The sequence below is a fragment of the Nostoc sp. genome, from assembly GCF_036917455.1.
Lineage (GTDB): Bacteria > Cyanobacteriota > Cyanobacteriia > Cyanobacteriales > Nostocaceae > Nostoc.
In genome coordinates this window covers 1-25,288 of the sequence record NZ_JBALDK010000022.1, presented here as the reverse complement: position 1 = coordinate 25,288, position 25,288 = coordinate 1, and the positions used below count along the sequence as shown (strand labels likewise).

The window sequence follows — 25,288 nt, the reverse complement described above, 5'->3', positions numbered from 1 at the left end:
GCGATTTATAAAATCGTCTGCCTTTCCTTTGTCAGGAAATTCCCTTATCGTGATGAGCGAAATATTACACGCCCTGGGGATTCATCCTGATTAATTCGCGCATATACTCGCAGACAAGTTAATACTTCGCCAGGAATACCACCACAGTCTAGTTGTAAGTCATCCTTAGATGAAGCACAAATATCGGCATAAAGTCCCGATAATTGGCGAATTCGCACTTCATTACCTGCATTAATAGCTTCATCAGCGACTTTCTTCAAAATGCGCCGTGATTCATGTTGTAGCTTTCCCCACCAAGAATAGCGTTCAGCCGGTGGTATAAATACTAGGGAATGTATGGCTTCATCCATGTCAATCCAAGCACGGAGAATTGACAGGGGATCGGTGTTTTTTTCAGCTTTTTGGGTGCGTTGGAAGCGATCGCTTAAAGCATCAATATATTGATCGCGCTGTTCTGTTTTGGAGTGTAAGGAAATGACATCGAAGCTAAAAACGCTCTTTAAAGCATGATGTAAATCTGGATCTATTTCGATAAAATTCATATATAAAAATAAAAATGCTGGTGCTAAATCGGATGCATCACCTTGTGTATTCTGCGGGTTAAACAGTGCTTTTCGATACAGAGTTAAGCCCTGGGTTTGAACAGTACCACTAAGTCCGGGGTAGATAATTTCATCGCGGATAAAGGGAAGTTGATAGAGGTTAGAATTATCTGCGATCGCACCAACTTCTTGAGCTAAATCTAAGGTGCGCGATCGCCAAGTTGCAGCCAAATCTTCTGGTACTCGCAGCAGCTTGCGTTGAATCTCATTCCACAAATCAGAATCCGTTGTGCTTTGCAGTTGGGAATTACCCAGAGAATAATTAAGTTCTGAATCAGAATCGAAAGCTTCTCGCAGGTGATTTAGTTTTAAATCATCTGGCGCATCTTCCCAACCAGTATCTAGCTGTAGGGGTTCAGGTTGCAATAGGTTATGAAGCTCTTGCAGCACTTCATCGCATATTTTAGATCCTGGATCTAATGGAAATTCTGTACGAGCCTGATTTAAAGTAGCCTCTAGTCCATACAAACTAAACCGCAGTAACTGGGCTAACTCTGAGTTTTCTATCTCTAATAATTGACGCAAGTGCTGCATGAATATCACCTCCAAAGATGTTTGTAGCGGATTAAATTTGGTAAAACTCTGGGTTCCTATGAGTTTAAAAACATTAATTTTTCAACGGAGGGAGCAGAAAGGTTTAATGCATTTGTATGAGGACGTTAGGGGGTTTCAATGAAATACGAACCACAGAGACGCAGAGAACACAGAGAGAGGAGAAATAGAGTGGATTTTTGCGTCAGTTCTGGGATATTTCGTATTATTTTAAAGCCCCTAATGTATCCCGCAAAATGGATCGCGTTCTTTATCAACTTCATTCGGCTGCAATTCTAATTCAGCAATATAAACGCATCCCTCTTCTTTTAAGCATTCCTGACTGTTTGATGTCCAATAAGGGACTTCACCAGCGTGCATCCGCAGGATACCTTGATCGTCAAGAGTTACACGATATTGGCAGGGATAATCTGTTGTCACATCTGGTTTACTAAGTGCGCCAATTCTTATCCATTTTTTGCTGTTGGTTTCTGCGTCTGTTTGATAAATATAGAATGTGTGCTGGCCAGTTTGCGGGAATGGAGGTAAAGGATTACTAATTAATCCAATTCCTGGTTCCGTCACGCCGTCGCGTAGATAGTGAAATTTTTGGAACAATTTACTACCATCATTTCCTACTTCAAATACAAGATGATAGGCATCTGGTTGATCGACAGTTGCGGACTCAATAACATTGATGGCAATATCACCATCATTTAAATCTTTATTGAAGCCTTCTACAGCAATATTCCAGTTCAATTTACCATCAGCAAATAGCGGTGATGTTTCTGAAATAACCGATTCCAAATCAATGCCGGGAATATCAATTAAATAATGGGGGGTTCCTTGAGAAAGCAACACACTAAATTCAAGGGTTTGGTCAATTTCAAACTGGACTTTAATTTTTTTCAGAAATTCTGCCTCTTGCATTCCCAGTTTATTCATGAGATTTTTACCGTCAAAGCTACCCCATAGTCGTAAATCTCCATCCTCGTAGTCTTGACGGTAAATAATATTAGTTAATTGTATCCCTTGCCATGCAGTACGAACCTTGGCGGCAGTTTCCCAAGGTGCGAGTTGATAGAGTTCTTGTCCAGCTTTGAATATAGTTAGTAAATCGTTACTTTGGGTTTTGCGTTTGAAGTTACAAGGTAAATAATAAAACAGGTTTTTAACATCAATTTCTAGCTGGTTGGCTCCCTTCCGCAGCAAGCTTTTGGACTCTTCTGGATCAAATCTCAATCTTCGCAATTTTTCGGCATAGCAAGCACCTGCGGAGGTAGCTAATTTGGTAAATTCCAATACAAAGGTAATCCGTTCTGGATTCCACACAAAATATGGAGATTTACTAAATTCTTGATAGATTTGGCGCTGTACTATGTCTAAATTACAAGTTTTTCCAGACAGAATTAACCAATCAACTTTTTGAGAATTCCATGAATCTTTGGTAATATCATCGGGACGCAAGCGACTTTCCATTAATCCTTTAGCAATACCGATCGCTTCTTTAATTCCAGAAGTGGCGGCTCGTTCAAATTGCTGGCTATCTAGGGTGACGCAGATGCTATTTGGATCTTTGACTTGTAATTTAACGGCACTTTGGTTGAGCAGTTCAGAAATTTGTTGTTCAGAAAGTGTGAAGGTTAATAAAGAATTATCTGCTAGTGCTTTTTGTCCAAGTTTAAGTTTAGCGGCTTCTGCATAATCCCAGAGGATATAAAATGATTGCAGCCGTTGTGGTGCTTGTTGCCAACGAGTGGGTAATACTTTCTCGGCAGTATCTAGGGCATCTTTGTAAGCAATATCGCCTTCTGGATTTTCTTTATCTAGACATTTTAAAAGACTGCCACTTTTGAATTTGCCTTGTTCTAAAAAGCGCTCGTTTAATTCAGAGCTAATTAAATCTTCTAGCTTTTCGCTTTCGATATCACCTGTTGTTACTGCTGTCAATAAAAAATCTGCGATCGCAACTTTTAATAATCTAAAAATCCGCAGCGTAATTAACTCACCACCTAACTGTAAATGACCAGATGAACCTAATAGTTTGGGGGTGAGTTTATAGTAACGTCCTCCTAAACCCCGGTCTTCATAATCGGCAAAAGCTGGGGTTTTATCTTCTAAAGTCAGTTCAATTAAAGCTAAATCTGTGGTTCCGCCGCCGATATCTAAAACGAGGACATTTTGTGACCATTTATTTCCGACTTGACGGCAACGAGTTTTGAATGACTCGATACCAATATTGAGATTACCACCAAATTCTCGCCACAAAAAGAATATCGCTACAGAAACGGCTTCATCATAAGCAGTTTGCACATCATCGATCCCCAATTGCTCAACAAATTCCTTAACTTCCTTGCGAACAACTGGTGGGGCGACAGTGGGGTAGGTGACAACTGCTGTTAAAAAAGTCCCTTCTGAAAATCTCCGTTGGGCGCGTTGGCGGTAATCTTCAGTTAACTCGATTAAATGCGCCCAAGCAGATTGGATCAATTGGTTAGCAGTAATTATTTCTTCCTTACCATCCAAAATAATTGAAAACGATCGCTCCTGGCCAAAATAACGTTTGGGCGAATGGTGAAATCTGCTGATAATTTCTTTTAAAGAACTGTTTGTACCTTGAGCGATCGCTTTTTTGCGGTTATCTCTAGCTTCCCTACCCATCCGCAGGTTTAAGTTCCCTAACTGCGAAATTTCTAACTCGCTGGGAATTTCCGTATCGCGGCGATCGATATCCAGCACAACTGGGATCAGATTTTGCGACTCTAGGGTAGGAACGCGGAATACCTCATGATAGATTTGGTAAAGTTTTTTGCTGACAGCCCGGCGGAATCTCTCGCTGTTTCCTAAAGAAAGCTCAATTTGGCGAATTGCTTCCAAAAATCGCTCTTTATTGTCACTTTCAAATACTTCACTCAACTTTCTTGGATCTATCTCCAGATTTTTGCTAATTTCGGTGATGAATTTTGCCCAATCATCATCGCTGACATCTGGTAAAGCCACTGAAGCAGGAGAACTCAACCATTGTGATAAGCGATCGCGCAACCGCATTTCCTGTTCTTTTGGTAGAATTTCTGCGATCGGTACTTCAATCGGATCGAAAAGTGTGACTGTGGAATTCGATGTGCCAAAATCTAAAGCAAACCATCCCGGAAATCTTTTTTGTTGTTTCTCGCTTGGTTCTCGATCGCTATATTTGTTGAGTTGGAAAGGGTTCATTACAATATCACTTTCTGTTGTTTGTTTTAAAGACTTCCAAATAAAAAAATATTCCAAAACTGACACAAAAATCCTCTTGATCTCTCCTCTCTCTGTGTTGCGCCAGGTGCTACAAACTCCTCCACCCCCGCAACGCACTGGCAACTCTATTGTCTCTGTGGTTCGTTTTTTGGGATAATTTATTCCTTGGAAATCCCTTATAGCTGGCTAAAAACTATGGTTTTTTATCATAAAAATGACAAATTTAGAAAATCTTTGTGGTGAAGACTTTTAATCATTAGGTTTTGTAACACTGATTCTTTTTAGCACTGGCTTTTTTATGTGGCGCGATGCGTATGCGTAGATTGGGACACGCTTGAAAATTGTATAAAAAATAGCATCACGTCTCACAAAAACATCCTCCTATCACCCGATCGCAATCAGTTATTTTCTGAGTTAACTTATTTCAAACATCTAAGTAAGAAACAGAAGCAATTTCTGAAAGAATCTGTAACCAAGTAGGAATTGCTACCTCTGTTGGCAAGTCCCCAGCCGCTAAATATCTCAGCAAAGTTTCTTTTTTTGAAAGGTTTTGCAAACTAGGAATAATTTGATCCAAAATACCTTCTATTTCCGAATTAATTTGCTGATTAACTTCGCTAACATACTGCACAAGATGGAGACTAGCGCTAGCAGTAATTTCATCTCGTAGCCGTAGTACTAAAAGTTGGTGATTGCTCGATCTAGATAAACCCTGGTTTTTTTCTGGGGCCCAGTCAAAGATTTGACCAACGTTGTGTTTCTCGTCTTGACGCGCTAGGGGAAAAATGCTTTCAGGTGCAACGGTTTTATCTTTACTACTAATTTCCGAAACGATCGCTTCTTTCCATTCGTTAGGATCGCACCCTAGTAATAACTTGTAAAAGAGATCGGCATCTTCAAAACCAAATTTTTCTTCAATTTCTTTTTCCATATCTAGATGGAAAAATGCTTGCAATTGTTCGCGTTCTGGGGCTACATAATTTGACAATTGGTTCAACAAATCTACCACTGCTTGATGGATGCGATCGCGGGCAAAATCTTCTACTTCCTTAACGGTTTTTTCAAATACTGGATAAAAATCATCGCTCTTGGTTGGTAGAGAAGTATTTACACGATTTCCCCGATCGAATAGTTTCCCGGCTGCACCTTTAGATTCTGCCAGAGCGATCGCTCCATTGTTGGCTTTGTTGAAGAGTAAAGTCCACTGGTTCCAATTAAGGATTCTAAAAGTGAGTTCGTCTTTAACTACATCACTGACGACAACACCGCGCCGATCTTTGAGTGGTTCTGTCCCTAAATCTTTTTGAAAATTCCTGTAGATTTTATCCAAGCTTTCGACCACATAGCGCAACTCAAGAAAAGCGGGGCTGTCTCCTGTAGGGATACCTTGCTCGTGAATTTCATCTATGATGTCTTTCAAGTGGTCTTGTTGCTGACTCACTACATCAGAAGCTCTGCGGGTATCTTCATACAGTTGCTTCAAACCATGAGTTGCTACGTGAGTTTGAATCACTTCCCGCAACTTACTAAGTCCGCCATCTTGACCGAAGTAACCTAGCTGTTTGCCTAAATTACTGCGGGGATCGGTGTCTAACAGGCGTTCGCTTAATAGCTCCCATTTATTTTGTAGGCGTTTAGACCGATCTAGGTAATCAGGATAGTCCAAATTAGCTAAAAAATCTGGTGAGCCGGCTTTGACTGTACTAGAACGTTTTGCTAATTCAGCCAGTCCCAACAGTGGCGACAGTAAAACGATGCGGTCTTTTTGGGTTGTAAAGGCTTCTGCACCGTCAATGGTAGTTTGCAGAACTTTGAGTTTTTGGAAAACGGTTTCCTCTTTTAAATGTGAACTATCTTCAATCAGTTGATCGAGTTCTCTTTCGCCACCTTCACTGTCTAGGGGGAGTTGATCGAAGCGACCCACACCGACGAGAATTAAATCTTTCAGGTCTTGTCCCGGTCGCTGCTGCTGCATCATGGTAAAGATTTTATTGGCGCGATCGCTACCGGGGGATTTACCATTTAGCAATACCAAAATTGTTTGTACTTCTGCTAATTCCCGCAACGACAAAAAGGTATCTCTAGCCCCCGAATTAGCAGCCCCTAATCCTGGAAAGTCGATCAGAATAAATTTAGCAGCGCCTGCAAAATCCCAAATTTCCCGTGAGATTTTCACATCAATATCTACACGCCGGATCAGTGGAAAGCTATTCTGCAATAACTTTGTTGGTAGCCTTTGGGGTGGACTCGGCAATCGGATATGCTCTGGGGGTAAATCTTCAAATTTCAGACTTTGGATTGCCATTGGCTGTTCAACCAGCTGTAATCCCTCGCGGGCGGTGATAGCATCAATCTGGTAATGTCCACCACACATCACTTCCCCATAAGCTTGATAAGCCCGGAGGAATAATACCAACTCCCGCAGTAAATAACGTAACTCTAAATTGTTACTACTATTCCAAGCCTCTTCACACCAACCAATAATATCTTTGCCAGAGTTGAGTTTCGATACTGGTATAGGAGGAAGCCCTGCTGCTGTCGTGCGTTTATGGGCTTCTCCTAACATGAAGCGTAGACACTCATGTACACCTTCGTGAGAAAGATACTCTACAGTGAAATTACTTAATTGAGTAGTTGCAAAGTCGTCTTGCGGAATGATATGTATTGCAGTAACATTACCTGTAGTGGGGTTTTCACTGACTGGTAAAGCATCTGCATATCCAATTAGACTGCCTAAAAGTAAAGTTTTCCCGCTACTGAATTCCCCCATCACCCCAATTTTGACAGGTGAAGTTGCAAGGTCTACAGTTTTTTGGGCAGCTGACCGCAAACGCAGGAGACAGTCATCAAGACTAGCTGGAACCCAATCTTCTTGTTTTGAAGGGTGCTGGGGCACAGAATCTATCTTTCGGAGGATGAATTCGCCGTACTCCTTAAAACGGCCCAGTTTATCTGGTTCCATAAAGTAGTTCCTGCCTAACATTAATTTCTGTGAGCTTTATAACATATAAAATGCGAACGCTAGCCATTGTTGCAACCTGTTGATATCACATTTAGCATCTCTCTCATTTAATTTGCGATTTTGGGATGAAGCATTTTGAAAAATCGGGTTTTTTAGGGAAAGTTGAAAAAGGATTCAGAAGTCAGAATGGCATAAAGCCCCACTACCGCTAACAGAAATCCGAATAATTAAAGTAGGCTTTTATACACTCATAAGTTCAGAACAGCTTAGTTAGTATAGATGTGGGCATTCAATTGTTAGACTAGTCATTCTAAGAGGATTTATGAAAAACATTAGGTAAATATAATTTGCTACTACACAAGCAAAGTTTACTTACCCGGAAAATATGAAATATCAAAAATTTTAAACCTACGGAGGTGGGTTTTGTTTGTATAGCCGTGACTTATAGTAGCCAGGACTTTAATTCATGCTGAAATCTTCTTGATAAAAAATCAATATTTATTTGATATGAAATTACTGATTATTATGAATTTCTGATAAAGATGTAATCGTATCATGGCAGGTCATATAGTTTTTGTGAAGCTAAATAAGGTTTTGGGCAATGCGATCGTATAGATAAGATGAATTTAAAGGTAATTTTAAGAATAAACATAGTGGAAGAATTTACCTGATAGATGAATAGTTTAATTGTTAACCAAAATTATGAAATTAATCTTAATCATAACTTCAGCATTTTTTAATTTTATTTACAATAAAACAGTATTTGTTGCAGATAGAAAATGAATAAAGTATTAAGATAAATAATAGACCGTAATGTAGATGATATCCATTTATTAACAAATCCTCTTTTCAGATTATTACCTTCATAATTTAAGCAGAGCAGGCAGGCAAAAGTGTTTTCTAAAAAGGTGCAGAGCTACATTAACCAAATCATGGTTGAAGAGGAAGAAATACCACAGGATGAAAAAGTATTTTGCCGACAGGCGGATACTGCTCCTCTGATGATTTGGATGGCTGGATGTGATGCGCTTTACTGTTACTTAAATTCAAATTGGCTGGAATTTACTGGAACATATCTAACGACAGGCGGGCCTGCATCTGCGCGAGAAGAGGAAATAGGTAATCTCTGGGCTTGTAGCGTCCATCCAGAAGATAGACAGCGATGTGACAATATATACCTAGAAGCATTCGCTGTGCATGATTCCTTTCAGAGGCAATATCGCCTGCGTCGGGCTGATGGAAAATATCGTTGGATTTTAGATACAGCCGCGCCACGATTTGCTGTAGATGGTAGCTTTGTCGGTTACATCGGTTATTGTGTGGATATAACAGAAGTGCTGATAGTGGGAAGTCAAACTACTCTGCAAAAAAGCTCATCAGCATCTAAGAATTTCTCTCTTTTTCTAAAAAATATTACATCCCCAAAAAGAAACGGAGAGTTAACAAAAGTACTACAAAACCTACAAGCCGAAACTGAAAAACGCCAAGCAGTTGAAGCCCAGTTAAGCCAAAAAACATCAGAATTGGCAGCAATTTTGGAAGTGCTTCCTGATTTGTACTTTCGTCTTGATACTGATGGATGTATTTTAGATTATAAGCCAGGGAAGATGGAGAACCTGTATATTTCCACAGGAGATTGTCAGGGTAAGAGTTTGCGAGAATGCGTACCAGCTGTTGTTGGCGATCGCTTACAGCAAGCAATAACTCAAGTACTTGAGACTCAATCTCCAGTCAGTTTTGAATATACCTTACCGCTTGCACAAGGAAAAAATAATTTTGAAGTTAGGTTATTACCATTACCAGATCGGCAAATCATAGTTCTTGTGCGCGACACCAGCGACAAAGTACAAGCAGCATTAATAGAAAGCGATACCAAATTTCGTACCATTATTGAAAATGCCAATAACATTATTTTTGCCCTGACACTTGAAGGAATATTTTCTTACGTTTCTCCTAACTGGACTGAAATTTTTGGGCATGAGGTTGCAGAGGTTGAAGGCCAATCTTTTGTTCCCTTCATACATCCTGACGATGTGCCTATCTGTGCAGATTATTTCCAAAGAATTGCGACAACAACCGAAAAGCAAGACGCAATTGAATATCGAATAAAACACAAAAATGGCACTTGGCGATGGCATACAAGCAACTCATCTGCTATTAGAGATGGCAATGGTAATGTTTTAAACTTCGTTGGTATTTGCCATGACACTACCGATCGCAAACAAGCAGAAGTCGCACTCAGAGAAAGCGTCCAACGGGAAGCATTACTCAACCGTCTTTCTAACCAGATTCGAGCTTCCTTTGATCTGAATTACATTGTAGAAACCGCAGTGCAGGAGATCCGTAACTTATTCCAGATTGATCGCTGCGCCTTCTTTTGGTATAGGCAAGAGGCTGATTTACCCTACTGGGAGAGAGTATATGAGGCGAAAAGTTCCTTTTTACCCTGTCTGCTTAACTACCAAGAAGCAACTAATGCAGAAATCGAACTAATTGCAGGCAAAACCTTAAATAGAGAAATCATCCGCATTAATGATGTTAAAACTGTGGGCGATTCTATAGCACAGCAGTTTTTGCAGGATTTTGGTTTCACTGCCTTTATGTCGCTACCCGTACACACCCAATCTGGCGAAATAGGTGCATTTAGTTGTGGTTATTGTCAGGGCTTCCGGCCTTGGCTAGACAACGAAGTAGATTTACTACAAGCAGTTACAGTTCAATTAGCGATCGCTATTGACCAAGCTAAACTCTACACCCAAAGTCGCATTGCTGCCCAAACCGCCCAAGACAAAGCCCAGCAGCTAGAAGCAGCATTACTAGAACTTCAACAAACCCAAGCGCAACTGATTCAAACTGAAAAAATGTCGAGTTTGGGACAATTGGTTGCAGGTATTGCCCACGAAATCAATAATCCTGTTAATTTTATCTACGGCAATATTAGCCACGCCCGTGAATATACTAAAGATTTATTGCACTTGGTAGAACTTTATCAACAGAATTACTGTCCACCAACACCAGAGATTCACGAGCAAATCTACAACATTGATTTAGACTTTCTCAAACAAGATTTGCCCAAAATTTTGGATTCTATGAACGTGGGAACCGAACGTATTCGGCAGATTGTCCTATCTTTACGTAATTTTTCTCGCCTTGATGAAGATGGCACGAAACGAGTGGATATTCATGAAGGTATTGATAGCGCGTTGCTGCTGTTGCAAAATCGCCTGAAAACCAAACCAGGACATCCCGACATCCAAGTAATCCGAGACTACGGCAACCTGGAACCGGTAGTCTGTCACGCTGGACAGATGAACCAGGTGTTTATGAATGTGTTGACAAATGCGATCGATGTTTTGGAAGAGGGAGTAGGGACTGGGGACTGGAAGAAAGTTTTCCAAATACCAAAAGCCCCATGCCCCATGCCCAATGCCCAATGCCCAATGCCCACAATTCGCATTCGTACCTTCATTCAAGAAGACCGTGTAATCATTAGCATTGCCGACAATGGCCCAGGCATGACTGAGGAAGTACGCAAACGCTTATTTGACCCCTTCTTTACTACAAAACCCGTGGGGAAAGGTACAGGTATGGGGTTGTCAATTAGCTACCAAATTGTCGTCCAAAAACACGGCGGAAAAATTCAGTGTATTTCAGCGCCAGGAGAAGGTGCGGAGTTTGTCATCATGATTCCATTACATCAGCAGCCTTCAACATAGATACAACTTTAATCTTTTCTTAATCAAAAAGTTAACCTATTGGTTGTTAACTAAGATTAATTCACTTTTTGCTGCAACATTTTAACCCCCCAAAAACCTAAAATTTACAGGAATTGGGGGGATTATTTGTACTAGTATAGTGAGTTATGACTAGAAATATTACAGTTCAATTGATTGAAAAACGTTGTAATGGTAGTACTATCTTTGCGTTGGCATAGCCCAACCCAGGCGATAGTACATTTAAAAAATCCCTGAATACACAAGTAAAGTAAAAGGCTGGGATGATACAACCCCAAGGTCAAAATAGTATCACCTACACACGCGTTATCCATCTAAGTCATGTAATTGACATAGATATTCCCCAGTGGCCGGGAGATCCGACAGTAGAATTTGAAACTGTGGCTGAACTCAATAATGATGGCTATTATCTCCGAGGTTTCGCCTTGGGGGAACATAGTGCTACCCATATCAACGCTCCTAATAGCTTTCATAGCTATAGTATGGGAATTGACCAATACCCCGCCCAATCTCTAGTTGTACCTGCGGTAGTCATAGATATTCGCCAAGCCACAGCCGTGAATTCTGATTATGCCCTGACTGTTGCTGATGTTGTGGCTTGGGAAGAAGAATACGGTGAAATTCCTCAAGGCTGCGTAGTTATACTGAATACTGGCTGGCAAAAAAAGTGGTTTGATAAAAGTGCATTTCTAAATCATGATGCTCAAGGTATTGCACATTTTCCAGGTTTTGGTAGCGACGCAACTCAATTTTTACTGAAGGAACGGCAAATCGCTGGGGTAGGAATTGATACTCATGGTGTAGAGCCCGGACAGGATAACACTTTTGCTACTAATCGTTTGGTATTGGAAAAACCCCGTATTGTTTTAGAAAATCTCACCAATTTGGATCAGTTACCACCTAAAGGTACTACTCTAGCGATCGGGATTCTTCGGTTGCGTGGTGGTTCTGGTTCTCCTGTGGGTGTCTTGGCGTTAGTGCCTTAATTTTTATATCGATATTTCTATCTCACACCAATTTTTTAAACTTGAGGATAACCTAGAAAGCAAGCAAACTTAGTACACAAGTTCCAGTGGATAATCAGCCGGAGATTTTCAAGATGACAACTCCGCTATCTTGCCGCAATTACATCGATGGTCAATGGTTGAGTGCTGTAGGGGAAGCAACTTTAGAAAGTCGCAATCCTGCAAACAAAACCGAAGTTGTTGCCACATTTCCCCGATCGCAAGTTAATGATGTAGATACAGCAGTAGCCGCCGCCCGTAAAGCCTACCGTAGTTGGCGCACAGTCCCGGCCCCAGCGAGGGCAGAATACATCTTTCGCGTCGGGGAAATATTACTCCAGCATAAAGAAGAACTTGCCCAGTTAATCAGTCGAGAAATGGGTAAACCCCTAACAGAAGCTAGGGGAGATGTGCAAGAAGGTATTGACTGTGCCTTTTACACTGCTGGCGAAGGACGGCGACTATTCGGGCAAACCACACCATCGGAAATGTCTAATAAATTCGCCATGACTGTGCGAATGCCTATCGGAGTTTGTGCCTTAATTACTCCCTGGAATTTCCCTGTGGCAATTCCTTGCTGGAAAGCTATGCCAGCTTTGGTGTGTGGCAATACAGTCATCCTCAAACCTGCCGAAGATACCTCCGCCTGTGCAACTAAATTGATTGAAATTTTCCAACAAGCAGGTTTACCACCAGGAGTAATTAACTTGGTGCATGGTGTGGGAGAAGAGGCAGGGAAAGCTTTAGTTGAGCATCCCAATGTAGATTTGGTATCGTTTACCGGTTCTTCAGAAACTGGTGCTTTTGTTGGCGCTACTTGCGGACGCACTCACAAACGTGTCTGTCTAGAAATGGGTGGTAAAAATGCCCAAGTGGTAATGGAAGATGCCGATTTGGAACTTGCCTTAGATGGTGCAGTGTGGGGAGCATTTGGAACAACCGGTCAACGGTGTACGGCCACTAGTCGCCTGATTTTGCATCGTGATATTAAAGAAAAATTTACCACCATGCTTTATGAGCGTACTAGTAAGTTACGCTTGGGTGCTGGCACTGACACTAATACAGATATTGGCCCGATTGTCAATCAAAAGCAACTCCAACAGGTGAGCAAGTATTTGGATATCGCCCGTGAGGAAGGAGCAAAGGTTTTAATTGGTGGAGAAATTGCTAGTGAAGGCGAATTGAAAAATGGCTACTTCTTTCAACCAACTATTTTGGATGATGTAACTCCTGATATGCGAGTTGCTCGTGAAGAGATATTTGGGCCAGTGGTGGCATTAATTGAGGTTAGTTCCTTTGAGGAAGCGATCGCAATTCTCAACGATAGCAATTACGGACTTTCTTCTTCAGTTTATACCCGCGATATCAATCGGGCTTTTACTGCCATGCGCGACATCGAAGCAGGTATCACCTATATTAACGGCCCTACTATTGGTGCAGAAGTACATTTGCCCTTTGGTGGCGTGAAACAAACCGGTAATGGACACCGCGAAGCTGGAACTACTGCTTTGGATGTTTTCACAGAATGGAAAAGCGTTTATGTTGACTTTTCTGGAAGTTTGCAACGCGCTCAAATTGATAACCGCAGTTAATTTTGCAATCCAGCAACTAAGCTGTTGTGTTTTTAATTTGCACATTGAGACAGCAGAGGGGCAGAGGAGCGGGGGGGCAGAGGGGAGGGTTTACAGGTTTTACCTAAAAGGTTATGAGGCAACTTGTAGGCGCGACAGCTTATAAATTATCCTTCATCCAGTTTCTAAAATTACGCATAGCTTGACTTCTCCCAATGGCGATGAGAATTAACAGCGATCGCCCCAGCTATCAAAAACTGAAGTGCAATCTATATCTAGTAGCTGTTCATCATTAAGACAAGAATATATTATGTCAAAATCGCCCCACCCATTAAGCGCTCATATCGATACTTCAATTCTTCTTTCATCAAATACCAACGCTCTAAAGTAACATCCATCTCTATAATTTTCTCTGCTGCTTGCCGCGCTAAAAGTAAAACTTCTTCATCCTCAACTAAACTCGCTAAGGTAAAATCTGGCACTCCTGATTGACGAGTTCCCAGTACTTGCCCTGGGCCACGAAAACGCATATCCATCTCAGAGATAAAAAAGCCATCCTGAGATTGTTCCAACACCTTCAAGCGTTGTTGAGCATCAGGACTTCTGGAACTGCTCATCAACAGACAGTAAGACTGAGCCGCACCACGACCGACACGCCCCCGGAGTTGGTGCAGTTGTGATAAGCCAAATCGCTCCGCATTTTCAAGTAGCATTACCGTAGCATTAGGTACGTCCACACCTACCTCAACAACTGTAGTAGAAACCAAAATTTGCGTTTGGTTATCACGGAATTTTGTAATCGCTTCATCCTTATCGGCTGAACTCATGCGACCGTGCAACAGACCCACTTGAAAGTCAGGAAAAATACTTTCTTGTAACTTTTGATGCTCCTCAACAGCCGATCGCAAATCCAGTTTTTCTGATTCTTCCACCAAGGGCAAAACTACATAAACTTGTCTACCTTGGGCAATTTCTCGGCGGATGAGGTCGTAAGCATGGTTGCGTTGCTGACCTGACAATACTGTTGTCTGAATCTTTTGTCGTCCTGGCGGTAATTCATCAATTTGGCTCACATCTAAATCCCCATGTATCGTCAGTGCCAAGGTTCGGGGAATCGGAGTAGCTGTCATAGTTAACACATGGGGTTGCTCGCCTTTTTGCTGCAAACGCGCCCGTTGTTCTACCCCGAAACGATGTTGTTCATCGATCACCACTAACCCCAGTTGCTTGAAGCTTACAGAGTCTTGAATTAAGGCATGGGTTCCCACTAATAGAGGTAATTCACCAGTTCCTAACTGAGAATGTATTTGTCTTCGTTTGGCAGTTTTGGTGGAGCCTGTCAGTAATTCCACTGGTAAATGCAAGAGGTTAAACCAACTAACTAACTTGCGATAATGTTGTTCTGCCAAAACTTCTGTAGGAGCCATTAACGCCGCTTGGTAGCCAGATTGAATTGCTGCGAGGATAGCTAGCACGGCGACGACCGTTTTACCTGAACCAACATCACCTTGCACCAAACGATTCATTGGTACAGGTTTTTGCAAATCGTTGAGGATATCGTTAAGAACTCGTTTCTGTGCGCCAGTGAGTTGAAAAGGTAGTATTTCGTGGAACTTCTCTACAAGTTGACCGCGTGGGATGAGGATGGCACTAGTTTGAATCGCTCTTGCTTGCTGTTGACGTTGCAGTAACCCAAGTTGGAGGTAGAAAAATTCATCAAAGACTAGGCGATGACGGGCAACTTGTAGAGCGGCACTATCATTTGGAAAGTGGATGTTAGCGATCGCATCTTTCAATTCCATCAAACCATACTTCTGTCGCAAACCATTGGGTAAAGGGTCTTTTAGGTTAGCCGCAGCAGGCAAAGCAGCAATTACCGCCTGTCGGACTGTATTCGCCACTACTCCTTCAGTCAATCCATAAATTGGCACTACTCGCCCAATATTCAGCGACTCAATCGAATCTCCTGGATTTGCCAAAACCTCTAGTTCTGGATTATCAAGTGTCAAGCCGTATTTACTTTCTTTCACCAACCCACACGCAGCTAAAATACTACCCACTGGATAACGGCGTTTTAAACTTTCTTGCCAAGCGCGACTACTAAAGCGCGTCCCTGCGTAAAAACGACCAATTTTAATTTGACCGCTATTATCTTTGACAACCAGTTCTAAAATTGATAATTTCTGATTTTTAGGGCTATTAAAGCAGTTGCAACGCTTCACAGTTGCCACTATTGTCACCGTCTCACCTGCCTGTAACTCGCGGATATTCACCTGACGCGCATAATCAATGTGGTCACGAGGATAGTAAAAAAGCAAGTCGCGGACAGTGTGTAAACCAAGTCGTGCCAAATTACCAGCTTTTTTGAAGCCTATTTCTGGTAAATCGCTGAGTTTTTGGTCAATTTTCGGTGCAAGCCTCCGACTCACCTCAGCAACAATTGGAGATTTCGGATTTTGGACTTTAGCTTGATAAGTTCTCCCCTGCTCTCCTGCTCCTCTGATCCCCTGCTCTCCCTCTTCATCTTGCTGTAGTTGAGAGAGATATCTACGAGTCTCTGCTACTAAATGTTGTCTTTCTTCAAGTGCCAGATGTGGATAACTAGCAAATTGCACCGCTAGTCCTTGCCAACGGCGGCGTTCAGTTTGGGGTAAGCCTGTTGGAAATTTGCCCAAAGTTAGGCTTAGAAATTCACTGAAGCGATATTGTTTGCCCACCAAGTCTGTAAAGCCCCGTTCGGCTTCTATTGCCAAGGCTTTGTGCAATCGTATCCAATCTGGTTTTTCATTAGTCATTGGTCAATAGAGTTAGAAGTCAGCAGTTGGGAGTTAGGAATAAATTATTCATAACTTATAACTCATATAGAGGATTCCTATTTTATTTATGAAATGATTTGCCTAGGCTGGGAGTGGGGAGTAGGGAAGAAGCAGCTTTTCAGTTGTACTGAGTTTTTTCAAAAATCAAATATGATTCCGATAGCAATCCGATTTTTTATTCAAACCAACTAGCACGCCATGCAGCTTCAGCTTCAGCGATCGCTCTTTCCCGATGTTTCTTTTGATACTCTCTTCCTAGTTTGTTTAGCTTAACTAAAATACTGCGAATTTGCCTACGTTCAGAGGAGAGTGCCACATCAGCAAATTCAATTTCTCCTAGCCGCAGGTTAATAGCCATGATTTGCGTCAGTCCAGAATCTTCTGACTGCTGCTCATTTTCAATTTCAATGACTAAGTTTAATAAGTTCGGTGGCCCTGGCATAACCTCGGCAGATGCTTCTGATGCAGCCGCAGCCGCAGCCGCTAAAATCGGTTCTGGTAATTTTTTGGGTAATATCCCAGCTTTTTGTAATAAAAGATTAGCATCATGAGAAAGTTTTTTCAGTATCTCTTGCGTGGTCTCTTCTAAGTTATGTTGCCATTTTGCTACTTCTATAGGATTAGAAGTGTCAGCAGTCAAAGGCTGAGAATTTGAGGTGTCTAGAAGTTCAGAAGATACTACTTCCTTATCCTCTTCTTCCACCTCTTCATTATCTAACTTAGCTTCGTCACTTTTAATACAAACGAGCAATTGCTCTGCTGCCACCTGACCCGACTTGCGGATGGCTTGTTGCAATTGCTGGCGCTGATTTAATGACAGATGCAGAAAGTTTTCAGGATACCCCTGTGTACAAAGATGGTAACTCGCCAGAATCAATTGTTTTCGTACAGCTAGCCCCAAAGTGTTTAGATAACTAGCATAAGCGGTTTGTAGTTCTATTGCGATCGCCCGAATCGCTTCTTTGAGTGCTTCAATATCCTGTTCAATTCGCTCGATTGCTCTTGCCATATCTTTTCGTTCTTGTCCATGTGAACTATTACATAGTACAAATGTACAAATTTATTTTATAATAACTTCCCAAAGGATTTTAGATTTTAAATCATAGCAAGGGACTGGGGACTGGGGACTGGGTGAAAAGTCTTCTTGTGTCTAAGTTTCATCATCTATTGATATCCTAACCACCAAGGCTGTTGCTATAAATGCGATATTTCGCGTCTCTACTAAAAAAATACAGGTCAGGCTATTTGCTTGACCTGTTTGTTAAAGAGTCCTTTGTCCTTGGTCAAAACTAATGACTAATGACTAATTACCAATGACCACTATTACATACTGCTAATTTGTGCAGCGACTTCATCAGCAAAGCTAATCTCTTGCTTCTCAATGCCTTCGCCCAATATATAGCGGACAAAGCGATTAACTTGAATCTCTGTGCCTAATTGCGTCTTCGCTTGCTTCAAGAGGTCTTCCACAGAAATACTCTGATCGCGGATGTAAGGCTGATCTAGCAAAGTCAATTCTTTCAGGCGTTTTTCAATCCGTCCCTGAACAATCTTTTCTTTGATGTTATCTGGCTTGTTTGCCAAATCATCTTTGCCCATTTCAATGTCTTTTTCTTTTTGGGCAATTTCGGCAGGGATTTGGTCTACGCTCACATACTCGACATTTGGACAAGCCGCAACTTGCATAGCAGTGTTCCGTGCCAAGCTTTGAAACTCTGAATTAGTAGCCACTGACTCACTTTGAGAACCCAGTTCTACTAATACACCAACTCGACCGCCAGTGTGAATGTAGCTGTCTACTACACCTTGCGTGCCTTCTGCTAGTGCAAAATTGATAAAGCGACGCACTCGGATATTTTCACCGAGCGTAGCAATAGTTTGCTTGATGAATTCTTCTACAGTCCCGCCTGGACTTTCAGCGTACTGTTGAGCCAACAAAGACTCAACACTATCAGCAGTCGCTGCTTGCTTTGCTAGGTTTTTAACTAAAGCTTTAAAAGCGTCGTTACGAGCAACAAAGTCGGTTTGGCAGTTGACTTCTATAAGTACACCGACACGGCCACCAGGCTGAATGTAAGTGTCTACTAGACCTTCTGCCGCAATGCGATCGTTTTTTGCCCCTGCCTTAGAAATGCCCTTTTTGCGTAGCCAGTCTGCGGCTTCTTCTACGTTACCTTCAGTCTCTATCAGCGCCTTTTTGCAGTCCATCATGCCGGCACCAGTTTTTTGGCGTAGCTCTTGGACGAGTTTTGCAGATATTTCCGCCATGTTGCCTCAATTCCTAACTTGACCTCGAGTTGTAATCGCTCACGGGTGTTGAGTATTTCTATCTTACTCAGGGCTGGGGCAGAAAAAATAATGAAATTATCAGGTATGAGTTTTTGTCTATACCTTAATACCCCAGGTTAGGGCGGATTACTGCTACTCTGCAAACAACCGCCCTCCTTTGGATACTTCCTCCACCCCTGCTTTACTTATTCCTCTGTTTCCTCATCGGGAATTACGGCATCAGTATATTCGGTTTCTTCGTAGTCATCGTCATACTCACTACCGTCGTAATCTTCGTAATCATCTTCAGCATCTAGCTGACCGTGACGACCTTCATAAATGGCATCCGCCAATTTTCCGACTATCAGCTTAATTGACCGGATGGCATCGTCGTTTGCTGGGATGGGGATATCTACTACATCGGGGTCACAGTTTGTATCCAACATGGACACAATAGGAATATTCAGCTTTTGGCATTCTTGAACTGCGTTATATTCCCGCCGTTGGTCTACAATGACCACGATATCGGGTACTTTCCGCATTGTTTTAATGCCGCCCAAGTATTTCTGAAGCTTCGTCATTTCCCGACGTAGCATTGATGCTTCTTTTTTGGGTAATAAATCTAGTGCGCCGGTTTCTTCACGGCGTTCTAAATCTTTCAAACGATCTACCCGTGTTTTGATGGTTGCCCAGTTGGTCAACATTCCACCCAACCAGCGTTGGTTAATGTAGTGGGAACCACAACGGCTGGCTTCTTGAGCAATAATTCCAGCTGCTTGGCGCTTAGTGCCGACAAAAAGAAACTTCTTCCCTTGCTCTGCGTGCGATCGCATATAGTTGTAAGCATTATCCATCAACTGGGCAGTTTGCACCAAGTCGATAATATGCACACCATTGCGGGAAGTATAAATGTAAGGAGACATTTTTGGGTTCCAACGCCGGGTCTGATGCCCAAAGTGAACCCCTGACTCCATCATTTGAGCCAATGAAACTACTGGCATATAAATTCTTAACTCCTATTCGGGTTAAACCTCCATCCAAGTGCATTTCCCAACTGGGAAACACCCGAATTCTCAGATGTGCGAGATTAGTTAACCATACTAGGTTAGCACATTGGCAAGAGTTTGGTGGGGCGATAAAATAAGCGCTGCCCACTCAACAATAGGAAGCGCTATTATTTAACTCAAAAATTACGTTAAAGTCCGCCTTCGCGCAGCGTCTCGTAGAGAGCTACAAATTACGAATCGCGGTCTTCTCGATCCTTCGGCTTAGGTTTTTGCCGCCGTTGTTCTACCTGATCGTCGATAGTTTCTCTCATTTTGCGATCGGCAGCGTCCATCGCAGAATACTTAAAGCGGTTGAGTATGCCACTGAAAAAGTTGCTGAAGAATCTTTCAATTTCTTGCATAATTTTATACCTCTGTATTCACAGGTAAATTTTTGACTCTACATTGGTCTTGGATTTTATAGTGGAAATTGGAAATAAAACGCTAACCTATTCTCGAAGTATCTGTTAGTCTCTTAGCGTCTCTGCGTGCTTAAAGGGCTGGCGTTTATTTATCCTTTGATCTAGTGTTACCTAGAAATGACTGTATAAAACAGTTTCTCAATCAAAGCAGTATTGTTGAGACTTACTAGATTGAAACGCGCTAGAGATTCATCTATTGTATTCTGTCTGAGGTAATAAATGTGGCAAAGACACAGGTAACAAATTGTCTACTTGGCATTTAGCCAAAATATAATCAAAAACCTGCAAGATGCTCTTGAAAGGCTTGATTTTCCGTTGTAAATGATGGCTGAAAAACTCAGATATAGCAAATTGTAAACCCAGACAGGTTAACAATTCAAAATTCAAATTCAAAATTCAAGACAATTTCAGGCGGGGATTTAAACCCCGACTGAAACTGGGGCTACCTGTAGAGGTAGGGGTCTTAAACCCTTTTATTTACGATGAAGTTTTTCAAACCGTCTTGCAGAAAACTACACATATATCGGTTTTATATATTCCTCTTCTGTCACTCTCCAAAACATTTGCCTTTTCTAAAATCTAGAGCTTTTCTATAGCAAGCGATGTCTACGACGGGCTACGCCTAGGCGCAATTCTTTTCTAATAACAAATACAAGACCTATTTTTTCTAATAGTATAGCTTGTATTGATTGCCTCATGAGCCTTCTAGCGATCGCCCTCCCGGAAAGTGACAGAAGAGGATATGTTAATCAATAGTATCGGGGTCTAGATTGAGCGATCGCAACCTTGCCTTTAACTGTTTTATCTGCAATTCTGCTTGTTCTGCTCGTCGGCGTTCTTGTTCTACCAGTTCTTCTGCCTGCTGCCTTGCTAAAACTTCCTGCCCCAAAGCCTTTGCCAGTTCATTAGGGATGAGTAATTTTTCCCCAGTATCTTCTCGATAAAACCCAATTAGCCTTCCCTCAATCACCAAACGCAGTTGTAGCGGTTCACTGCGTCCATCTTCTATAGGTTCGTAGATTTCTCCCCGCAGACGATAGCCACGTAACTATTGTTCTACCCACTAGCCTTTAGGGTCAAATAGCCAGTATTCTTTGACACCTAGCTGCTCATAGAGGGTCTTTTTGAAGATTTCGTCTTGTCCTTTAGTACCAAAGGATGTCATTTCAAAAATAACTGTGGGTACTTGACCCTCTTCCCAAATTTTATAGTTGTCCCGACCCCCGGGTGCAACATCAAAAATCACCATTACATCTGGGGCTACCCGCAACTTGGGAAAGCCTTGTGCATAATAAAGAAATTGATTTCCTAATACTGTTGCTTGACGAACTACCAAATACTGTTTTAGGACTTCCAGAGTAGTTAGTAAGGCATAAAGGTGGTCGTAGGTTTCTGCCACTGGTTGACCATCAGCACTGGGATAGAAGATTTCTGATTCGATACCAACAGGTAAAGTAGCCGTCACGTCGCTTCGCTCCGAATTCAAAATTCAAAATTCAAAATTCAAAATTCAAAATTAAGAATCCTCATAAATAAATTTAGTTGCTCTGTATCCTTTTTGTTTCGGTCATGGTTGTAAAATCAGTGCTACAAGATTATTGTAGAGCAAGTTTTGCTCTCCCTAAGTTGGGATGTGCAAGCTTTTCAAAATATAACTAGATAACTCACAAAATCCTTCGCCTTCGGCAGCATTAGTAATATAAACAGGGTGATATTTCAACTGATTCATATATTCCAGAACATTTGCCACGCCTACAGAAACAGGAAAATAACGCCGATCGAATAAACTTTCATCATTGGGACTATCGCCTACAGTAACAATTTGTTCTGGTGAGTACTGGGGCAAATATTCGCGCAATACTTGCAACAATCCCACAGCTTTGTCTTGTCCTTGGGGTTTAATGTGGCACTGTACATTGCTATAGGTAAATCCCCAACCCATTTGTTGACAAAGACTATCTAGTGTTTGTAGTTCATCTTGACTCAAACCAGCTACATCAAAAGTCCAGTCGGTGACGCGAAAACGATTATCAGCAGATTCTTGGATTTGGGGAAATTTAGTTTGTAAATTCTCAAAAGTTGTAGCCAAGTGCTGGCGATGTTTAACTAAATCGGGAATGGGTGTTAAAACTACTGGTTTCTGATCTCTAGGTGGAAAGTACAAACCGCCATTTTCTGCCATAGCACCTGCTACTGGCATAATCGCACTCAATCCACTCACCCACCCACCAGAACGTCCTGTGACAATCAGCACCTTAATGTCAGCAGTCGCTAAATCCTCCAAAGCTTGCAGCAGTGCGGAAGTAAATTTTCCTCGTCTAGTTAGCGTGCCATCCATATCTGTGGCTATCAGACGAATATTGCGAAAGCTTGTAGATGAAACTTCAGACAGGGCAGGGATGCTCAAATGTCTGGACATAGGGGGTTTTGTAAAAAGCTGTTAAAAATATTAATCATACAGCAAGATGGCATGAAAGATTTGGGCATCCTAGACATCAGGAGTCAAGTTTTTCAGTTTGCAATCATGTCCACTTCAATGTTTCTTGCCCAATCCTCTGGGACAAAGCCTAAAAAAGCAACCCAGGAAGTGCCAGCAAGTAATCCTCAAATACCACCGTTATTGTTGGTAACTTCTGGAGGACTGGCTTTCGCGGTGATTGCTTTAATTGTCTATAGTAAGCTCCAGAAGGATAAGCTGGAGAAAAAACTTAAGTTTGAACAATTCCGGGCGCGAGAATTAGAAAAAAAGTTTAAGCTGGCGCTGGAAACGATTCGCAAAATGGAAACTAATCCCGATTTGGTCAACTCACGGGACTTTAACCTAGATTATCTGCGAATGCGGATGTCAGAGGAGGTGTTTCATTTTGCAATCCTTAATCAGGTGAAGATTCAGATTAAAGATAAAGTTACTCAAGCTCTGCGTCCAAATCAAGCACAACTTGGATCTGTCGGAATTGCTAATAGCTCTGGACGGCAAGTAGATGAAACTTTTGATGTAGAGTATGAAACTGGGAGTCCAGGAAACTCTGCTAAACGAGTGCTGTTTCGCATTCAAGTCAGGTTAATGAAGTTACCGACGCAAGCAACTTCTGCGACTATTAGTCAAATTATTGACTGTATAGAAACTTATCTAAGTCCCATAGAAGATGAAGATAGTTGGCAACCAACACTTCAGGGTCGGATTGCTACTATGCATTGGGATCAAAAGGCTAAACCCACGCCTCTCCTGGTTCTGGAGCAATCGAATGAAGGCGTGAATGTGACTTTTCGTACTAGTCGCCAACCAAATTCCCCAACTTTGCCAAACCAATCTGGAATGAAAAATTCAGGCTCGGCTAGACAATAAATTATGGCTTTAAGTAGGTAGACGTAATTAAATGTAATAGATTAAAAACTGACGAACTGTACAAAATGACTTTCGTATGCATTATTAAATTGATTGTTTCAAGCTAGCGTAGCCCGGCGCAAGCATCGCTAGCTAATAGTGAAAAAATCAAACTTAAATGCCTGAAAATCTAAATACATATTTAGGTACTTATGTCAATTTGCAGTAGCCTTTTCAAGGTATAGCAAGGGACTGGGGGCTGGGGACTAGGGACTGGGTGAAAAATCTTTTTGTGTCTAAGTTTCATCATCTGTTGATGTCCTAACCACCAAGGCTTGTGCTATAACTCCAAAAATCTCTTTTTTGCTTTGTGTTCTCTGCGCCTGTACGGTTTAAAAGTAAATATTTAACCTTTCCAGAACCAGACAGGACTCATGCAAACAATAGCCAAAACTACACGCGGTAGGGGCAACTAGTGAATTGTCCCTACCGCGTGTAGTTTTGCGTAACTTTCAAACAGAAATGGTATAATCTCTCCCACTGCTCGTTACTTAAACCTCTTCTGTTGATCGTGACAATATAGCGATCGCCTATGTCTCAGGATATAAAAATTTTGAAAATATGCCTTAGTCCTAAATATCAATAATTTGATTAATTAGCAATTATTTTTGACATTACACAAGCTTTAACAGAATATATAGGAATCCGGTTTGATTCCTGAAATTAATTGGCTTATTAAGCAAAAGGCAGTAGGCAAGAGGATTCCAGGATATTAAGATGTACCGAGGTTTTAGCAAAAATCAAATAGTAATCATATAAAAAAAAGCAAAAATTATCTCTCTTTATGAAGGTAAAACTTGAAATTACTAACTCGAAAGGAATAGTTTAATTGGAGAGAGCAAGGTCTAAGACGGGTTATGCCTATCCTTGTTGGTTTGTTCACAATTATTCATTTTTAGATTGGAATTTTAAGATATAAAGAGGTTTATTAAGCAGTAATACTCACTAGCTTATTTACATTTCTTGACTTTTAACCTTTCAAGTAAAGTTTATTGTCTTTTAAATTAAACAGACTCCATGAACTGCTAATGTTTTAACTAGTGAAAGTAAGGTTTGAGCGTAATTTAATGCGTTTCAACTACTTAACAAAGCTTAAAAGCTGGATAATTAGCGATTAATTTTATAGCGATTAGTTAGTTATTTAGGAATCTCCAAGAGTTTATCTTCACAGAGTACACAACTTCTACAAACCGAACTCCGAAACGCGATGATGAATCATTACTCACTTCAATGGATTGAGGCATGGTGCCAAGAAAATGGCTGGACAGATTTATTTGTAGAGCGACGTAACAACTTCTGGGCTTTTCCGCCAGGTGGGGTAATGCCAGAACCAATCCCAGTGAATGTTCTCAGAGTGATTAAAGCTGAGAAGGGATTAACCTTTGAAGAAAGATTGTGGTCGATGTCCGCAGTAATTGGAACAATTTTAGCTGTTCTTTGTACCTTTTGGTTTCAGTCGCCGATGCCATTGGTTTTAGCTTTTGCTTTTAACGCTGTTACGGTGGCTCAATTTGAACTTGAAGATGCCTAAATTCTTATTTTGGGCTTTGTTATTAAAAACTGCTCTTGTCTACTTTCGGCAAGAGCAGTTTTTAATTTCAGATAAAGAGAAGACATTATCAGTAAACCAAAAAGTTTTTCTCCAAAGAGCGATCGCTGAAATACTTATATGTTTTAATACTTTATAACACCTAATTCTCTAATCAGTAG

14 protein-coding genes and 1 pseudogene are annotated in these 25,288 nt (G+C 41.4%); 5 read left to right on the top strand and 10 right to left on the bottom strand.

Features of this window, described 5'->3' with window-relative positions; genetic code table 11:
* Nucleotides 1-44: 44 nt before the first annotated feature.
* The 3 genes from V7K42_RS02415 to V7K42_RS02405 all read right to left on the bottom strand — a co-directional run bounded on the left by V7K42_RS02415 (nt 45) and on the right by V7K42_RS02405 (nt 7,332).
* A complete protein-coding gene (locus V7K42_RS02415) occupies nt 45-1,136 on the bottom strand; it encodes a hypothetical protein (protein ID WP_334913196.1) in 1,092 nt (363 codons plus the stop codon).
* 237 nt (nt 1,137-1,373) lie between these two features.
* A complete protein-coding gene (locus tag V7K42_RS02410) occupies nt 1,374-4,415 on the bottom strand; it encodes a molecular chaperone (RefSeq protein ID WP_442938508.1) in 3,042 nt (1,013 codons plus the stop codon).
* Between the two features lie 379 nt (nt 4,416-4,794).
* Nucleotides 4,795-7,332, bottom strand: coding sequence for a proteasome protein (locus V7K42_RS02405; RefSeq protein ID WP_334913194.1), 2,538 nt, complete (start codon nt 7,330-7,332; stop codon nt 4,795-4,797).
* 932 nt (nt 7,333-8,264) lie between these two features.
* Between V7K42_RS02405 and V7K42_RS02400 the strand changes: the two genes are divergently transcribed.
* The 3 genes from V7K42_RS02400 to V7K42_RS02390 all read left to right on the top strand — a co-directional run bounded on the left by V7K42_RS02400 (nt 8,265) and on the right by V7K42_RS02390 (nt 13,662).
* On the top strand, nt 8,265-11,048 hold the full coding sequence (locus tag V7K42_RS02400) for a PAS domain S-box protein (RefSeq protein WP_334913235.1): 2,784 nt from the start codon (nt 8,265-8,267) through the stop codon (nt 11,046-11,048).
* A 281-nt stretch (nt 11,049-11,329) separates the two neighbouring features.
* Complete coding sequence (locus V7K42_RS02395; RefSeq protein WP_334913192.1) at nt 11,330-12,052, top strand: cyclase family protein; 723 nt, start codon at nt 11,330-11,332, stop codon at nt 12,050-12,052.
* A 113-nt stretch (nt 12,053-12,165) separates the two neighbouring features.
* Entirely contained in the window at nt 12,166-13,662 is a 1,497-nt protein-coding gene (locus V7K42_RS02390; protein ID WP_334913190.1) for an aldehyde dehydrogenase family protein, read from the top strand.
* A gap of 287 nt (nt 13,663-13,949) precedes the next feature.
* On the opposite strand, the gene recG is transcribed toward V7K42_RS02390, so the two are convergent.
* From recG to V7K42_RS02355, 7 genes and pseudogenes are all read right to left on the bottom strand, one after another.
* A complete protein-coding gene (recG, locus tag V7K42_RS02385) occupies nt 13,950-16,436 on the bottom strand; it encodes an ATP-dependent DNA helicase RecG (RefSeq protein ID WP_334913188.1) in 2,487 nt (828 codons plus the stop codon).
* A gap of 196 nt (nt 16,437-16,632) precedes the next feature.
* On the bottom strand, nt 16,633-17,466 hold the full coding sequence (locus V7K42_RS02380; RefSeq protein WP_334913186.1) for a hypothetical protein: 834 nt from the start codon (nt 17,464-17,466) through the stop codon (nt 16,633-16,635).
* A 314-nt stretch (nt 17,467-17,780) separates the two neighbouring features.
* Entirely contained in the window at nt 17,781-18,725 is a 945-nt protein-coding gene (gene tsf / locus V7K42_RS02375; protein WP_334913184.1) for a translation elongation factor Ts, read from the bottom strand.
* A gap of 206 nt (nt 18,726-18,931) precedes the next feature.
* Nucleotides 18,932-19,726: a 30S ribosomal protein S2 gene (gene rpsB, locus V7K42_RS02370; protein WP_012411819.1), complete on the bottom strand. Its 795-nt coding sequence runs from the start codon at nt 19,724-19,726 to the stop codon at nt 18,932-18,934.
* 236 nt (nt 19,727-19,962) lie between these two features.
* On the bottom strand, nt 19,963-20,133 hold the full coding sequence (locus tag V7K42_RS02365; protein ID WP_334913182.1) for a hypothetical protein: 171 nt from the start codon (nt 20,131-20,133) through the stop codon (nt 19,963-19,965).
* Between the two features lie 805 nt (nt 20,134-20,938).
* Nucleotides 20,939-21,658, bottom strand: a pseudogene (locus tag V7K42_RS02360) (Uma2 family endonuclease).
* A gap of 156 nt (nt 21,659-21,814) precedes the next feature.
* On the bottom strand, nt 21,815-22,612 hold the full coding sequence (locus tag V7K42_RS02355) for an HAD family hydrolase (RefSeq protein ID WP_334913180.1): 798 nt from the start codon (nt 22,610-22,612) through the stop codon (nt 21,815-21,817).
* Between the two features lie 105 nt (nt 22,613-22,717).
* On the opposite strand from V7K42_RS02355, the gene V7K42_RS02350 reads away from it, so the two are divergent.
* Nucleotides 22,718-23,539, top strand: a complete 822-nt coding sequence (locus tag V7K42_RS02350; RefSeq protein ID WP_334913233.1) for a hypothetical protein — start codon at nt 22,718-22,720, stop codon at nt 23,537-23,539.
* 1,246 nt (nt 23,540-24,785) lie between these two features.
* Complete coding sequence (locus V7K42_RS02345) at nt 24,786-25,109, top strand: hypothetical protein (RefSeq protein ID WP_334913178.1); 324 nt, start codon at nt 24,786-24,788, stop codon at nt 25,107-25,109.
* The last annotated feature ends 179 nt before the right edge of the window (nt 25,110-25,288 follow it).